The following is a 14,683-nucleotide window of genomic DNA, read 5'->3' on the forward strand; positions in this document are numbered from 1 at the left end:
ACTTGTGTCAAAAGGCATGTTGCCGGGTCCGGGCGCGGGTACCATGCATTTACCGCCCACGGCCCGCCACCATGACCACCGCCTACGATTTCAGCTTCCGTGACCTCGACGGCCATCCACAGGCGCTGGCCCGTTATCAGGGCCACCCGTTGCTGCTGGTGAACGTCGCCAGCCGCTGTGGGTTCACCCCGCAGTACACCGGGCTGGAACAGCTGTGGCAGGACTACCGCGAACGCGGCCTGGTAGTGATCGGCTTCCCGTGCAACCAGTTCGGCGCGCAGGAGCCGGGGGACGCGGTGCAGATCCGCCAGTTCTGTTCGCTGGATTACCCGGTCAGCTTTCCGCTGTCGGAGAAGATCGAGGTCAACGGCGAGGGCGCTGATCCGTTGTGGGCCTGGATGACGCACGAAAAGCGTGGCCTGCTCGGCAGTGCCCGCATCAAGTGGAATTTCAGCAAGTTCCTGGTCGATCGCCAGGGGCAGGTGGTGTCGCGGCATGCGCCCACCACCCGGCCGGAGCAGTTGCGCAGCGCGATCGAAGCGCTGCTGTAGAGCCGAGCCCACGCTCGGCTGCTTTTCCGGCTGACTCCGAGAGCGCGCGCCGCGCGCAAGCCGAGCGCGGGCTCGGCTCTACAGATGCGATGGGTTATTTCTCGACGAACGCGCGTTCGAACACGTAGTGGCCCGGTTGGCCGATGCGCGGCGAAACCTGGAAACCCCGGGCATCGAGCACGGTGCGAAGGTCGGCCAGCATCTGCGGGCTGCCGCAGATCATCGCGCGGTCGTTTTCCGGGCTCAGTTCCGGCAGGCCGAGGGTGCGCTGCATCTCGCCGCTCTCCATCAGCTGGGTCAGGCGGCCCTGGTTGGCGAACGGCTCGCGGGTGACGGCCGGGTAGTACAGCAGCTTGTCGCCGATCATTTCGCCGAGGAACTCGTGCTCACGCAGTTCCTTCTCGAAGTAATCGCGATAGGCCAGGTCCTTCTCGTAGCGCACGCCGTGGCAGAGGATCACCTTCTCGAAGCGCTCGTAGGTTTCCGGGTCCTTGATGACCGACAGCCACGGCGCCAGGCCGGTGCCGGTGCCCAGCAGGTACAGGTTCCTGCCGGGATGCAGGTCGCTGATCAGCAGGGTGCCGGTGGGCTTCTTGCCGACCAGTACCTTGTCGCCCGGCTTGATGTGCTGCAGGCGCGAGGTCAGCGGGCCGTCCTGCACCTTGATGCTGAAGAACTCCAGCTGTTCTTCCCAGTTGGCACTGGCAATGGAATAGGCGCGCAGCAGCGGTCGCGCCTCGGTTTCCAGGCCGATCATCACGAACTGGCCGTTCTCGAAGCGGAAACCGCTGTCGCGGGTGGTGGTGAAGCTGAAGTAGGCATCGGTCCAGTGACGGACCTCAAGCACCGTTTCGGCGCCGAAAGCGGAGGACATGGGCGTATCTATCGAAAGTCGTCGGGGGTGATTCTATCTCAAATGAGACAAGTTCTCATTGGGCGGAACGAGAGGCGTTCTCAGCGGTAACCCGCCGCCTGCAGCTCGAACAGCTCGGCATAGCGGCCGCCCTGCGCCATCAGCTGCGCATGGGTGCCGCTGGCCTCGATCCGGCCATCGGCCAGCACCAGGATGCGGTCGGCCATGCGTACCGAGGAAAAGCGGTGGGAAATCAGTACTGCGGTGCGATTATCCGCCAGTTCCCTGAACCGCTGGAACACCTCGAACTCACTGCGGGCATCCAGCGCTGCCGTTGGCTCATCCAGGATCATCACCTGCGCATTGCGCATCCATGCGCGGGCAATGGCGATCTTCTGCCATTGGCCACCGGACAGGTCCACGCCCTGCTTGAAGCGGCGGCCGATCTGCTGGTCGTAGCCGCCGGGCAGGTCGTCGATGACTTCCTCGGCCATGCCGCGTCGCGCCGCGTCAGCGATGCGTGCCTGGTCGTCCATCGCCTCGACCTGGCCGACGCCGATGTTCTCGCCGGCGCTGAGGTTGTAGCGCACGAAGTCCTGGAAGATCACCCCGAGGTTGGCGCGCAGGTCATCCAGGTCGTAATCGCGCAGGTCGCGGCCGTCGAGCAGGATGCGGCCTTCGTCCGGCTCGTACAGCCGTGCCAGCAGTTTTACCAGGGTGGTCTTGCCGGCACCGTTCTCGCCGACCAGGGCCAGCACTTCGCCGGCGTGCAGCTGGAAATCCAGATGGCGCACCGCCCACTGTTCGGCATCGGGGTAGCGGAAGCCGACGTTCTCGAATACGAAGCCCTGGCGGATCGGTTGCGACACGCGCACGGCCCCATCGCGCGAGTGGATTTCCGGCTGGATCTGGAAGAACGAGAACAGGTCATCCAGGTACAGCGCCTGGCTGGCCACCTGCGAGAAGCCGATCAGCAGGCCTTCCAGCAGCTGGCGCAGGCGCAGGAAGCTGCCGGCGAGGAAGGTCAGGTCGCCGATCGAGAAGTCCCCGCGCACCGTGCGCCATGCGATGTAGGCGTAGGCGGTGTAATACCCCAGCGTGCCCAGCGCAGCCAGCAGCGTGCCCCAGAACGCGCGGCGCCGTGCCAGGGCGCGGTTGGCCTGGAACAATGCCACCGACAGGCGCCGGTAGCGCTCCACCAGGAAGCGGTGCAGGTTGTAGATCTTCACTTCCTTGGCCGTTTCCACGCTGGCGCCCAGCTGGCGCAGGTAGTCGAGCTGGCGGCGCTCGGGCGTCCACTGGAAGTTGAGGCTGTAGCCGGCCGCGTTGAAGTGCGATTCGCCAATGAAGGCCGGCACCAGTGCCAGCGCCAGCAGCAGGATCAGCCACGGCGCGTAGACCAGCAGGCCGACGGCGAGGCTGGCCACGGTGATCGCGTCCTGCACCTGGCCGAACAGCTGGCTCATCAGGTTCATCCTGCCCATGGTCTGGCGGCGCGCACGGTCCAGCTTGTCCTGCAGGTCCGGGTCTTCGAAATCCTCCAGGTCCAGCGTCGCGGCGTGTTCCATCAGGCGGATGCTGGTGGCGTTGGCGAACAGTTCGGAAAGCAGAGCGTCGGCGTAGCTGACCAGTCGGCCGAGCAGGTCCGAGGCGATGGCCAGGCCGAATTCCAGTGCCAGCAGGCCCAGCAGTGGATTGAGCAGGCCGCTGGACAGCGCCTCGCCCAGCGGCGGGAAGCCGGCATCGTGCTGGCTCAGGTGCAGGGCGCTGTCGATGATCAGCTTGCCGACGTACAGCATCGCCACCGGCAGCAGGGCACGGATCAGGCGCAGCCCCAGGCTGGCCAGGGTGAGCGCCGGACTGGTCTTCCAGACCATGCGCAGGAAAGGGGGCAGATTGCGCATCGCCCTGAAGCGCTGGCGCAGGCTGGGTTTCTTCGCGGCGGCAGCGCCAGCGGTGGCGGAAGCAGGCATGCGCGTATTGTGCGCGCCTGCTACGTGCAGAGGGGGTCAGTGCAGCCGTGTGGCCGGCACCGGGGTCAGATCCCTTTGCCACACAAAGGGATCTGACCCTCCCGCATCCACGCATGGCGTGGATCTACCGTGTCGACCGAGGTCGACACCTACCAGCAGCTCCAGTGAACTATCGAAGGCGGGGTGGGTCAGGTCGCAGGGGCGTGAGCCGCATGGATGCGGCGACCGAGCTTACATGGACGTACTTGCAGCGTCCCCTGTGACCTGACCCACCCTGCCAACCCGCAGAAGAGCCAGCTTTTGCCGTTGCTCCAGCTGTTGCTCTGGCCTCTGCGGGTGCCGGGCGGCAGCCCGGCCAACAGGACCCTTTTACGGCAGCGGCGGCAGCAGCCCCGCACCCAGCCGGTTCCAGGCATTGATCACCGCAATGCCCATGCTCAGGTCACTGATGCCCTTCGCATCGAAGTGCGGCGCCAATGCATCGAACGCCGCCTGCGACGGCGCACCCTCGGTCAGCCGGGTCAGCGCCTCGGCCCAGCCCAGTGCCGCGCGTTCGCGCGCGTCGAAGAAGCGGCTTTCGTGCCAGGCGGGCAGGGTGTCCAGCTTGCGCGGCTCGATGCCGCCCTTACGCAGCGCCGTGCCGTGCATGTCCATGCAGTAGCCGCAGCCGTTGAGCTGCGACACGCGCAGGAACACCAGTTCCATCAGGGTCGGGTCGATCGAGCTGTCATGCACCGCCTGGCTGGTGGCCAGCAGGCCCTTGAAGGCCTCGGCGGCCAGACGGGTGTAGGGGACGCGGGGGGAGGTGTGATCGGACATCGTGGGCTCCACGGCGGCCACGATGGCCGCCTTCATCACAAGGACGCCGCAGCGTTGCGGTGCGTGACAACCTTCGGCAATTTTTCTGGATTCAGCACGCTGTACACGTTGGCGATGCGGCCATCGACCACTTCGATGGTGGTGACCGAGTGCAGGCGGTCGCTCTGGAAGCGCAGGATCGCCGGTTCGCCGTTGACGTAGCCCAGCTGCGCCGGATGCACCGCGCCGCGGCGGGCGATGGCCCAGAACAGGCGGCCGATGCGCTCGGCGCCCAGCAGCGGGCGGATCGCGGCGGTAACCACGCCGCCGCCGTCGGAGACCAGTTGCGCGTTGGCGTGCAGCAGGGCCTGGATCGCCTCGCTGTCGCCGCGCTGCGAGGCATCCATGAAGCGCTTCAGCAACTGCCGGTGCTGGATGGCATCGGCGTTGAAGCGCGGCCGTCCGGCCTGCAGGCGCTGCCGGGCGCGGTGCACCAGCTGCCGGCAGTTGGCCTCGCTGTGACCGATCAGCTCGGCGATCTCGCGATAGTCGTGGTCGAAGGCCTCCTTCAGCAGGAAGGCGGCGCGTTCTTCGGGGCCGAGTTGTTCGAGCAAGGTCAGGAAGGCCACCGAGACATCGTCGGCCAGCGCATGCAGCTGGGCCGGACCGGGCGCCGGGTCCGGCTCCAGGGTGACCGCCAGCGGTTCGGCCAGCCATGGGCCGACATAGTGCGCGCGCTCGCGCTTGGCCGCTCGCAGGCGGTCCAGGCCGAGCCGGGTGGTGGTGGTGACCAGCCAGGCCTCTGCATCGCGGACGCTGGCAGGATCGGCGCCGGACCAGCGCAGCCAGGCGTCCTGGACCACGTCTTCGGCGTCGGCGCGGCTGCCGAGCAGGCGGTAGGCCAGCGCCATCAGGCGCGGGCGGTGGGTCTGGAAAACGGTTTCGGCGTTCATGTGGGCAAGGACGCCGTAGTGGCGCGTGGCGTGACAGAGCGTCGGGGGAATCTTGCCGGCCAGCGGCCAGCACGACCACCCCGGGGCCGGGGGAGGGGGTAAAATGGGCGGATTACCCCCGCCAGCCTCGAGCAAGCGAGCAAGCCGTGACATCGATCAAGCAGGAAGACCTCATCCAGTCCATCGCCGACGCGCTGCAGTACATCTCGTACTACCACCCGGTCGACTACATCAAGAACCTCGCCGCCGCGTACGAGCGCGAGGAGTCGCCGGCCGCGAAGGAAGCGATGGCCCAGATCCTGATCAATTCGCGGATGTGCGCCGAAGGCCACCGTCCGATCTGCCAGGACACCGGCATCGTCACCGTGTTCCTGGAAATCGGCATGGACGTGCGTTGGGATGACGCCACCATGGGCGTGGAAGACATGGCCAATGAGGGCGTTCGCCGCGCCTACATGCATCCGGACAACAAGCTGCGCGCCTCGGTGCTGGCTGATCCGGCCGGCAAGCGGATCAATACCAAGGACAACACCCCGGGCGTGGTCAACGTCAAGGTGGTGCCGGGCAACAAGGTCGACGTCATCGTTGCCGCCAAGGGCGGTGGTTCGGAAGCGAAGACCAAGTTCGCCATGCTCAACCCGTCCGACTCCATCGTCGACTGGGTGCTGAAGACCGTGCCGACCATGGGCGCCGGCTGGTGCCCGCCGGGCATGCTCGGCATCGGCATCGGTGGCACCGCCGAGAAGGCGATGCTGCTGGCCAAGGAGGCGCTGATGGAACCGATCGACATCACCGAGCTGCAGGCCCGTGGTGCCTCCAACCGCATCGAGGAGCTGCGCCTGGAGCTGTATGAGAAGGTCAATGCGCTGGGCATCGGCGCGCAGGGCCTGGGCGGCCTGACCACTGTGCTGGACATCAAGATCAACGACTATCCGACCCATGCGGCCAACCTGCCGGTGGCGATGATCCCGAACTGCGCCGCCACCCGCCATGCGCACTTCACCCTGGATGGTAGTGGCCCGGTAATGCTGGACCCGCCGTCGCTGGAAGACTGGCCGAAGCTGACCTATGACGCGTCCAAGGGCACCCGGGTGGACCTGGACACGATCACCCCGGAAGATGTGGCCAGCTGGAAGCCGGGCCAGACCCTGCTGCTCAACGGCAAGCTGCTGACCGGCCGCGATGCCGCGCACAAGCGCATGGTCGACATGCTCAACAAGGGCGAGGAACTGCCGGTCGACCTGAAGGGCCGCTTCATCTATTACGTCGGCCCGGTCGATCCGGTGCGCGACGAAGTGGTGGGCCCGGCCGGCCCGACCACGGCGACCCGCATGGACAAGTTCACCGAGCAGGTACTGGCACAGACCGGCCTGCTGGGCATGGTCGGCAAGGCCGAGCGCGGCCCGGCCGCCATCGAGGCGATCAGGAAGCACAAGTCGGCCTACCTGATGGCCGTTGGTGGTTCGGCCTACCTCGTGTCCAAGGCCATCAAGGCGGCCAAGGTGGTTGGTTTCGCCGACCTGGGCATGGAGGCGATCTACGAGTTCACCGTGCAGGACATGCCCGTGACCGTGGCGGTGGATTCCACCGGCGAATCGGTGCACAAGACCGGCCCGCGCGAATGGCAGGCCCGCATCGGCAAGATTCCGGTGGTTGTGGAGTAAGCCTTCCATCCCGGACCAGACAACGGCGCTCCTGTGGCGCCGTTGTTGTATGGGCAAAAATATTGATGTTCCGGTAGCGGTTGTTCTGCTACGGTCGGAACACCCTCGCACAGGACGTGTCCATGGCCCTGCATCGATTCATCGTGGTAGGCGTGCTGCTGGCCCTGGCCGGTTGCAGCACCCCGGCGTCGTACGAAGGCGCGGATTTCCCCGCATCGGCGCAATGCCGCGTGCAGTGCCAGGCCGGCTATCGCAGCTGCATGGCGCAGAATGACTCCCTCGGCAGCCGCCAGAGCAACTGCGAGCAGCAGGTGGTGCCGGCGCCGGACAAGCGCTGCAAGGACGTGGACAATCCGGACCTGCGCCGAGCCTGCGAACTGAAGACGCACGACTGCGCGATGCGCGCGCCGATGATGTCCTGTGGCGAGCGCCGGGATTCCTGCATGAGCAGCTGCGGCTGAGCAACGATCGTGCGCGTGGGCGCATAATCGGCTGATCCACCTGCACAGGATCTTCCGCATGAGCACCACGCTGTATGGTTCGACCAGTACCGCCGCGCTGGTCGTGCACTGGCTGCTGATCGAGCTCGGCATCGAGCATGAACTGGTGCTGCTGGATTTCGACGCGCGCGAGCACAAGTCGGCGCAGTACCTGGCGCTCAATCCGGCCGGTGTGGTGCCGACACTGTTGATCGATGGCCTGGTACTGACCGAAGCGGCGGCCATCGCCCTGTACCTGGCCGATCGCCACCCGGAGGCCGGCCTGCTCCCGGTGCCGGGCACGCCGCAGCGAGGCGATGCCTACCGCTGGATGTTCTGGTGTGCCAATACGCTGCAGCCGGCCTATCGGGCCTGGTTCTATCCGCATGAAATGGCCGGCGAGGCGAACGTCGAGGCCAGCCGCGAGAGGGCGCGTCAGCGGCTCGAAGCGGCCTGGCAGCACGTTGCCGCTCACCTGCAGGCGCACGGCCCGTACCTGCTGGGCGCCACGCCCTGCGTGGTCGACTACATGCTGGTGATGCTGATGCGCTGGTCGCGCAACATGCCCAGGCCCAGCGACACCTGGCCAGTGCTGAAGGCGCATGCCACCTCGATGAAGGCGCGCCCGGCGTTCGCCGAGGTCTACCGCCGCGAAGGCATCACCGACTGGCGGTAACCAAAAAAGGGGACGGAGGGAATTAAGTCGTTTGTGCACATACGACTTAATTCCCTCCGTCCCCTTTTTCGGGTTACAGGATCTCCAGCACTGTTTCCGGTGGGCGGCACAGCCGCGTGCCCTTGGCCGTGCGCACCACGGGGCGATTGATCAAACGGGGGTGTTCGCTCATCGCCGCCAGCAGCGTGGCGTCGTCGGCGCCGTCCAGGCCCAGTTCGGCGAACAGCGCCTCCTTGCTGCGTACCAGTTCCTGTGCGTGCAGCCGGGATTCGGCCAGTACCTGGCGCAGCGTGGCTGCGTCCGGCGGGTTGCCCAGGTAGTCGATCACCACCGGCTCGAAGCCCGCATCGCGGATCAGCTTCAGTGCGCCGCGCGAGTTGCTGCAGGCCGGGTTGTGCCAGATCGTCACGTCCATCAGAACCACTCCAGCAGAGACACGCCCACACCCACATAGGTGGCCTTGTGGTTGTAGTCGATCAGGCTTTCGCCGTAGCCGTCGAAGACCTGCACATGGCCACGCAGCAGGTTGCTGATGGGGAAGCCGTAGTCCAGCTGCAGCGCACCGTGCGAACGGCTTCCGGTGCGCAGTGAATGGCGCGCCATCAGCGAGACCTCATGCCCATTGCGGTTCCAGGTCAGGGTGGCGTCGCCGCGACCCATGTAATCCTCGATGTCCGGATTGTTGTCTTCGCTGCGGCTTTCGGGAATGCGGTACCAGGGACGCAGCACCAGCGCCCAGTTCTCGCGGTCCAGGCCGATGTTGAGCATGACCCGGTTCCAGCTGCGTGACAGCGGGTCGGCGCGGCCATTGGACTGGTGGTTCAGCGCGATACCGGTCATGCGCCCGCGCCAGCCACCGATCGAGTAGCCGTTGCGGAACACCATCATCACTTCCGGCTCGTAATTGGTTTCGCGGAACGGGCGCGAATCCTCGCTGTTGTAGGCCTGCCAGCGCGAACTCTGGGTGTAGCCGGCCCAGATGTCGCCGTTGTCGCCGAACAGGTTCTCGACGATCTTGGTCTTGAAGCTGATCTGGAACTTCAGCTCGGCACTGTCGAGTACCTGCGGGGTGGTCACGCTGTTGGCCGGGTTCGGCGAGTGCGGCATGGTGTTGCGATCGCTGGTCCAGAAGGCGGGCAGCAGGTACACCGGCTTGTAGGCGCGCAGTTGGAACGGCCCCAGCTTGGAGTCCTCGGCCAGTTCCCAGCGGCTGTCCAGCAGCGAACCGCGGCCGGCGTTGGCCAGCGCGCTGTCCGGCGTTGCCGGGCGGAACAGGTCGCTCACCCGCTCGCGCAGCTTTTCCTCGCCCTGGCTCACGCGCGCGGTCTGCCGTTCTTCGCGGCGGGCCTGCGCAGCCGCTTCAGCGGCAGCATCAGCGGCGGCGGTAGCCTCCGGGGTATGCCCGAACAGGCGGTCATAGCAGGCCAGCCGGGCCGCGTCGGTGGTAATTGCCGCGCAGGCGGCCGGTGAGGCATCGGCGGTAGGCGCGAACTCCTGCGCAGCCAGCGGTGCACTGGCCAGGGCAAGCGCCAGCGGCGCCAGACGGGGAAACAGCGTGGGGAGGGTCATTGCAGCAGGCCCTTCGATGAATTCGGGAATCACACAGTGTGGCGGCTGTGCCGGATCGCGGCCAGCCCCACGGTTTATGCAGGGTCACAGCGTGCGCGTGGCGTGAAGGCCAGGTGGCTCAGAAGAACCAGGCGAACGCGAACAGGCCCAGCATCGCGATCACAACCGCCAGTTTCAGTGCCAGGCCAAGCAGGATGCCGAGCCAGGTGGCCAGGCCGACCTTGGTCGAGCGGCCGAGTTCGCGGGTGTGCCAGTACTCGCCGAGCAGGGCACCGACCAGCGGACCCGCGAACAGGCCGATGGGCATGAAGAACAGGCCGACGATGCTGCCGACGAAGGTTCCCCACAGCGCCTTGCGGCTGGCGCCGACACGCTGCGCGCCGACAACCGTGGCCAGCACGTCCACCAGCAGCGAAAGCAGGGTCAGTACCCCGAGCGCGACCAGGGTGGGCCAGCCGACGTGGGCGAAGCCGTCGGCCCAGGCGGCCAGCAGCAGTCCGATGAACACCAGCGGGATGCCCGGGAGGGCCGGCAGGATGATGCCGGCGATGCCTATCAGGACAAAAATGACCGCTAGCAGATACAAGATGAATGAGAGTCCCATGCTGTCCCGTATGGAGTCCGTTTTGGGGTTGACAGTGAAAGATTTTGCCAGTTGCTTTTTCGTTTTGGCCGGGTTAAGTTGCAGTCGCTGAGCTTGGCAAGGTCACCGTGGATCGTGGCCTGATGAAGCAAGATCTTCCCGATCCGCTGCATCGATGCACCTCGCTTCCCCCTTGCTTGTCAGCCGCCCACCAGGCGTTTCCAACAACAAGAGAGAGTCAAAGGGAGTTAGTGAGATGGCTGATCGCGAGACCGGTACCGTAAAGTGGTTCAATGATGCGAAGGGCTTCGGCTTCATCAGCCGCCAGAATGGCGAGGACGTGTTCGTGCACTTCCGCGCCATCGAGACCCAGGGCTTCAAGAGCCTCAAGGAAGGCCAGAGTGTGAGCTTTGAAGTCGTGCAGGGCCAGAAGGGCCTGCAGGCTGACAAGGTCCAGCCGATGTAACACCTGCCGTCCTCCGGCACGAAAAAGGCCCGCGCAAGCGGGCCTTTTTCTTGGCCTTTGGCCCGCTGCAGGTCAGCGCAGGATGACCTTGCCGTTGACCACGCGCACATAGGTGTTCTCACGGATGCCACCCAGGTCGCGCTGGTTGACCACGATGGTGCGGCCATCATCCATGCGCACGCTGATGTCGTAGGTATCGCTGGTCACATTCTTCTGGATCTGATTGCCGGCCAGGGCGCCACCGACCGCGCCTGCAGCGGCGGCAATGTTCTTGTTGCCACGGCTGCCACCGGTGTGGTCGGAGATTTCATGGCCGGCCACGGCGCCGACGATGCCGCCGAGGATCGCGCCGGTCGCACTGGGCGCGGTGCGGCCCGAGGGCACGGTGTTGATGCGGGTGACGATGCCACAGTCCGCGCAGCGGCCCTGGTTGTAGCCGCCGTTGTTGCCGTAGCCGCCGTTGTTGTAGCCGTTGTTGTAACCACCGCCACTGTAACCGGGCGAGGTGGCACAACCGGCCAGCGCGAGGGTAGCGATGGCGCTGGCGGCGATGAGCTGGATCTTCATGGGGCGTCTCCTGGCCGTGAAGGCGGGTATGTTGGGTGGTACTGCGTCATGCAGCAGGGTGGACGAATCCTCTCCCTTCGAACGTGAACAACGCGCCAACCAAGCACCTGATGCCCGGCTGCAGGATGAACGCGCCTCAGCGGAAATCCTGGTGGCAGGCCCGGCAATCGGCCTGCAGCGTTTCCACGAGCTGGGCCGAGGCCCTGCAGTCGCCTGGCGGTGCGGCCAGCGCCGTGTTGAGGTTGCCGCGAAGTCGGCTGGCGTGCTGCTGGAACTGCGTGCTGTCCTTCAGCCCGGGGAACGCCAGGTCCAGGTCATTGGACAACAGGCGTAGTGCCTGCAGCCGCGGCACGCTGTCGGCCAGGCTGCAGCGGTTCTGCTGCTGAGCCTGCTGCAGCAGCTGCGACTGCCGCTGCATCACCTGCATCAGGCTGTCCGGGAACGGGTCGCGACGCGCCTGCAGGGCGCGGCCCACCATTACCGTGGCGACCAAGCCGATCAGCAGGCCCAGGCACAGTACGAACAGGTAGCGATGGGCAGGGGACAGGCGGCGGGGCGGGCTGGCGTTCATGCGGGCTCTCCAGGCGTGCAACGGTGGGTTCGACGCCGACGTGCTTTGGGCGCTGGCACCTGCACGTTAAAATAGCCCGATGAACGAACAGGTCAAACAACGCTTCGCCGGCATCGAACGGCTGTATGGCGTGGGTGCGCTCGAGCGCCTGCAGGGCAGTCGCGTGGCGGTGGTCGGCATGGGCGGCGTCGGCTCGTGGGTGGTGGAGGCGCTGGCCCGTTCGGCGGTCGGTCATCTGACCCTGATCGATGCCGACGACATCTGCGTGTCCAACACCAACCGGCAGCTGCCGGCGATGGAAGGCAATTACGGGCGCAACAAGGCCGAGGCGATGGCCGAGCGCTGCCGTGCGATCAACCCGGGGATCGACGTCGACGCCGTGCAGGCATTCCTGACGATGTCCAACATGGCTGAGCTGCTGGACCGCGGGTTCGATCTGGTGATCGACGCCTGCGACAGCTTCCGGGTCAAGGTCGAGACGATCGCCTGGTGCCGTCGCCGCAAGCTGCCGCTGCTGACCGTCGGCGCTGCCGGTGGCCGCACCGACCCGACCCTGGTACGTATCCGCGATGTCTCGCGCACCGAGCACGACGCCATGCTGGCGCTGATCCGCAAGAAGCTGCGCAGCGAGTTCAACTTCCCGAAGAACGCCAAGCGCTATTTCGGCGTGCCGGCGGTGTATTCGCTGGAGAATGTGAAGTACCCGCAGGCCGATGGCAGCGTCTGCGGCATTCGTCCGAACCTGGGTGCCGATGCGGCGTTGAAGCTGGACTGCGGTGCCGGTCTGGGCGCGGCGACCCACATCACCGGCGCGTTCGCCTTTGCGGCGGTGGGCAAGGCGCTGGAGATGCTGCTGGAGCCGAAGAAGGCGAAAACCGAGGTGACCGAGGCCTACGCCGACGCGTGACGGTAGTGCCGGCCGCTGGCCGGCATCGGGTTCGTCGCGGTCGTTACAGCGTGCCGGCCAAGGTTGGCCCCCGCCTTTACGTTGCCGGCAGCGCGAACAGCCGCCGTGCATTCTCTGTCGTGGCCTGTGCCAGGGCCTCGAGCTCCATTCCGCGCAGCGCGGCCACGTGCCGGGCAATGGTTGCCAACCGTGCCGGTTCGTTGCGCTGGCCGCGGACCCCTGCGTCGGGCTGGTCGGGCGCGTCGGTTTCCAGCAGCAGCTGCTCCAGCGGCATCCCGCGTACCAGCCGTTGCAGGCGCTGCGCCCGCTCGTAGGTCAGCGGACCACCAAGACCCAGCAGGAAGCCGTGCCTGTGCAGTTGCGCGGCCTGTTCGGGGCTGCCGGAAAAACTGTGCACCACGCCGCGCAGGCCGCCGACGCGACGGATCGCGGCGATCACCGCATCCACCGCGCGTCGCGCGTGCACGATCACCGGCAGATTGAATTCTCGGGCCAGTTCCAGCTGGCCGATGAAATACGCCTGTTGAGCCTCGGCATCCAGTCCTTCGACGAAGAAGTCGAGGCCGCATTCGCCGATCGCGCAGGGGCGTTCGCGCTCGATCCACTGGCGCAGCAGTGGCAGGTGCCCAGGCTGGTGATCGGCCAGGAACATCGGGTGCAGGCCGAAGGCCGGGTACAGCCCGGGCGCCTGCTGGCAGACCTCGCGCAGTTTCGGCCAGCTGGCAGCGGTGACCGCTGGCACCACCTGTTGGCGCACACCCACGGCCTGCGCCCGCTCGATCACCGCGGCACGGTCAGGGTCGAACGCGCTCGCGTCGAGATGACAGTGGCTGTCGACCAGCACGCTCAACGCTGTTCCAGCGGCGGTGGCGTGGTGGCGTTGCGGCTCTTCCAGTTGGCCAGCAGCAGCGTGCCGAAGCCCAGCACCAGCTCATCGATGAACGGGATCGGGTCCGGGATGAACAGCGTCAGCACGAACAGGCCGGCGGTGAGCTTGAACAGGGTGGGGTAGCGCAGCCGGCGCGCCCACTGCAGTACTGGCAGCAGCATCGGGTTGGCCATGGCGGGGATCCTCGTGGGGAATATGCAAACGCTACCACGGGCCCTGCATTTCCTGATGCTGAATGGGTTACAGGAATGAGCAGGAAATGTGGAGATTCCGTTCAGGCAGCGCATGCTGCAATCTGTCCCGAGAACGTTGCGGATGGTCCGCAAGGAGCAGGTCATGAAAAGCACAACTACAACTGTCCTGGTCGCAGCGGGCGCGCTGCTGGTGGGTGGCATCGCCACCGCCGCCTTCATGAAGAGTGGCGACAAATCGCCCGACTCCATCAGCGCCGCAACCCCCAATGGCGAGTCGCGCCTGGTCGATGGCAACGCCACCGACGATGGCGTACGTGGTGACAAGCTCGACCCGTCGGCGCCGCGCGGGCTGGAATATGCCGATGTGCTGAAGGTCGACCCGATCACCGAGAAGCAGAAGGCCTATGCCACCGTGATCGGCACCGATCCGGTGCGCGAGACCTCCACCACCCAGACCCCGCACGAGGTCTGCCAGGACGTGACGGTGCAGGAGCGCCTGCCGGAGCGTGATGGCAACGTCGGCGGTACCGTGGTCGGCGCGGTGGTGGGTGGCCTGCTCGGCAACCAGGTCGGTGGCGGCAACGGCAAGAAGGCCGCGACCGCAGCCGGTGCGGTGGCCGGTGGCTTCATCGGCAACCAGATCGACAAGCGCCATGTGGGTGGTCGCGTGGTCAATCGTACCGAGCGCCAGTGCCACACCGAAACCGCAACGTCCGAGTCGAGCCGCGTCACCGGTTACAACGTGACCTATCGCAACGAAGACGGGACCACCGGCACCATGCGCATGGCCAGCAAGCCGGGCAGCCGCATCGCCATGGGTACCAATGATGTGGTGAAGGGCTACAACGTGACCTATCGCTATGATGGCGCCGAGAAGACCGTGCGCATGGACAACAAGCCGGCCAGCGATCGCCTGCCGGTGGTCGATGGCCAGCTGGTCACGCAGACCGCTGCTGCCGGCGCCACTGCGGCCACGCGCCAGTAATCCAG

Annotated in this window: 18 protein-coding genes; 7 read left to right on the top strand and 11 right to left on the bottom strand. The window is 66.2% G+C overall.

Going from position 1 to position 14,683, the window contains the following annotated elements:
- Window positions 1–71: 71 nt before the first annotated feature.
- Window positions 72–551, top strand: a complete 480-nt coding sequence (locus RCF13_RS04400; protein ID WP_134969187.1) for a glutathione peroxidase — start codon at window positions 72–74, stop codon at window positions 549–551.
- 94 nt (window positions 552–645) lie between these two features.
- Here RCF13_RS04400 and RCF13_RS04405 read toward each other — a convergent pair whose 3' ends face one another.
- The 4 genes from RCF13_RS04405 to RCF13_RS04420 form a co-directional block, all read right to left on the bottom strand.
- The gene (locus RCF13_RS04405; RefSeq protein WP_049439380.1) at window positions 646–1,425 is read right to left on the bottom strand and encodes a ferredoxin--NADP reductase; all 780 of its coding nucleotides are present in this window, start codon (window positions 1,423–1,425) and stop codon (window positions 646–648) included.
- Window positions 1,426–1,505: 80 nt separating this feature from the next.
- Window positions 1,506–3,377, bottom strand: a complete 1,872-nt coding sequence (locus tag RCF13_RS04410; RefSeq protein WP_134969186.1) for an ABC transporter ATP-binding protein — start codon at window positions 3,375–3,377, stop codon at window positions 1,506–1,508.
- A 369-nt stretch (window positions 3,378–3,746) separates the two neighbouring features.
- On the bottom strand, window positions 3,747–4,196 hold the full coding sequence (locus RCF13_RS04415) for a carboxymuconolactone decarboxylase family protein (RefSeq protein ID WP_061478100.1): 450 nt from the start codon (window positions 4,194–4,196) through the stop codon (window positions 3,747–3,749).
- A gap of 35 nt (window positions 4,197–4,231) precedes the next feature.
- A complete protein-coding gene (locus tag RCF13_RS04420) occupies window positions 4,232–5,128 on the bottom strand; it encodes an RNA polymerase sigma-70 factor (protein WP_231352202.1) in 897 nt (298 codons plus the stop codon).
- A 146-nt stretch (window positions 5,129–5,274) separates the two neighbouring features.
- Here RCF13_RS04420 and RCF13_RS04425 point away from each other — a divergent pair, with 146 nt between their 5' ends.
- From RCF13_RS04425 to RCF13_RS04435, 3 genes are all read left to right on the top strand, one after another.
- Window positions 5,275–6,792: a fumarate hydratase gene (locus RCF13_RS04425; protein WP_005417564.1), complete on the top strand. Its 1,518-nt coding sequence runs from the start codon at window positions 5,275–5,277 to the stop codon at window positions 6,790–6,792.
- Between the two features lie 122 nt (window positions 6,793–6,914).
- Window positions 6,915–7,253, top strand: coding sequence for a hypothetical protein (locus RCF13_RS04430; protein ID WP_005417563.1), 339 nt, complete (start codon window positions 6,915–6,917; stop codon window positions 7,251–7,253).
- 58 nt (window positions 7,254–7,311) lie between these two features.
- A complete protein-coding gene (locus tag RCF13_RS04435) occupies window positions 7,312–7,947 on the top strand; it encodes a glutathione S-transferase family protein (RefSeq protein ID WP_061477989.1) in 636 nt (211 codons plus the stop codon).
- 73 nt (window positions 7,948–8,020) lie between these two features.
- Here the strand turns inward: RCF13_RS04435 and arsC are convergent, their stop codons facing one another.
- The 3 genes from arsC to RCF13_RS04450 all read right to left on the bottom strand — a co-directional run bounded on the left by arsC (window position 8,021) and on the right by RCF13_RS04450 (window position 10,120).
- A complete protein-coding gene (arsC, locus tag RCF13_RS04440; protein WP_061477988.1) occupies window positions 8,021–8,362 on the bottom strand; it encodes an arsenate reductase (glutaredoxin) in 342 nt (113 codons plus the stop codon).
- Window positions 8,362–9,516, bottom strand: a complete 1,155-nt coding sequence (locus RCF13_RS04445) for a phospholipase A (protein ID WP_061477987.1) — start codon at window positions 9,514–9,516, stop codon at window positions 8,362–8,364. The genes arsC and RCF13_RS04445 overlap by 1 nt, the downstream gene beginning before the upstream one ends.
- Before the next feature lie 118 nt (window positions 9,517–9,634).
- Window positions 9,635–10,120 (bottom strand): DUF456 domain-containing protein, encoded by a 486-nt coding sequence (locus tag RCF13_RS04450; protein WP_032958895.1) that lies wholly within the window; start codon window positions 10,118–10,120, stop codon window positions 9,635–9,637.
- A gap of 235 nt (window positions 10,121–10,355) precedes the next feature.
- On the opposite strand from RCF13_RS04450, the gene RCF13_RS04455 reads away from it, so the two are divergent.
- Complete coding sequence (locus RCF13_RS04455) at window positions 10,356–10,565, top strand: cold-shock protein (RefSeq protein ID WP_005417546.1); 210 nt, start codon at window positions 10,356–10,358, stop codon at window positions 10,563–10,565.
- A 72-nt stretch (window positions 10,566–10,637) separates the two neighbouring features.
- On the opposite strand, the gene RCF13_RS04460 is transcribed toward RCF13_RS04455, so the two are convergent.
- Both RCF13_RS04460 and RCF13_RS04465 read right to left on the bottom strand, forming a co-directional pair.
- The gene (locus RCF13_RS04460; RefSeq protein ID WP_005417545.1) at window positions 10,638–11,132 is read right to left on the bottom strand and encodes a glycine zipper 2TM domain-containing protein; all 495 of its coding nucleotides are present in this window, start codon (window positions 11,130–11,132) and stop codon (window positions 10,638–10,640) included.
- Between the two features lie 136 nt (window positions 11,133–11,268).
- Entirely contained in the window at window positions 11,269–11,703 is a 435-nt protein-coding gene (locus RCF13_RS04465) for a cytochrome c (protein WP_134968882.1), read from the bottom strand.
- A 79-nt stretch (window positions 11,704–11,782) separates the two neighbouring features.
- Between RCF13_RS04465 and RCF13_RS04470 the strand changes: the two genes are divergently transcribed.
- Window positions 11,783–12,610: a tRNA threonylcarbamoyladenosine dehydratase gene (locus RCF13_RS04470; RefSeq protein WP_005417543.1), complete on the top strand. Its 828-nt coding sequence runs from the start codon at window positions 11,783–11,785 to the stop codon at window positions 12,608–12,610.
- A gap of 76 nt (window positions 12,611–12,686) precedes the next feature.
- Here the strand turns inward: RCF13_RS04470 and RCF13_RS04475 are convergent, their stop codons facing one another.
- Both RCF13_RS04475 and RCF13_RS04480 read right to left on the bottom strand, forming a co-directional pair.
- Window positions 12,687–13,460 carry a TatD family hydrolase gene (locus RCF13_RS04475; protein ID WP_134968881.1) on the bottom strand — a complete coding sequence of 258 codons (774 nt, stop codon included), beginning with the start codon at window positions 13,458–13,460 and terminating at the stop codon, window positions 12,687–12,689.
- Complete coding sequence (locus RCF13_RS04480; RefSeq protein ID WP_005417541.1) at window positions 13,457–13,672, bottom strand: DUF6116 family protein; 216 nt, start codon at window positions 13,670–13,672, stop codon at window positions 13,457–13,459. The genes RCF13_RS04475 and RCF13_RS04480 overlap by 4 nt, the downstream gene beginning before the upstream one ends.
- A gap of 163 nt (window positions 13,673–13,835) precedes the next feature.
- On the opposite strand from RCF13_RS04480, the gene RCF13_RS04485 reads away from it, so the two are divergent.
- Window positions 13,836–14,678, top strand: coding sequence for a glycine zipper 2TM domain-containing protein (locus RCF13_RS04485; RefSeq protein ID WP_061478099.1), 843 nt, complete (start codon window positions 13,836–13,838; stop codon window positions 14,676–14,678).
- Window positions 14,679–14,683 lie beyond the last annotated feature (5 nt).

Source organism: Stenotrophomonas maltophilia group sp. RNC7 (genome assembly GCF_030910085.1).
Taxonomy (GTDB): Bacteria; Pseudomonadota; Gammaproteobacteria; order Xanthomonadales; family Xanthomonadaceae; genus Stenotrophomonas; species Stenotrophomonas sepilia.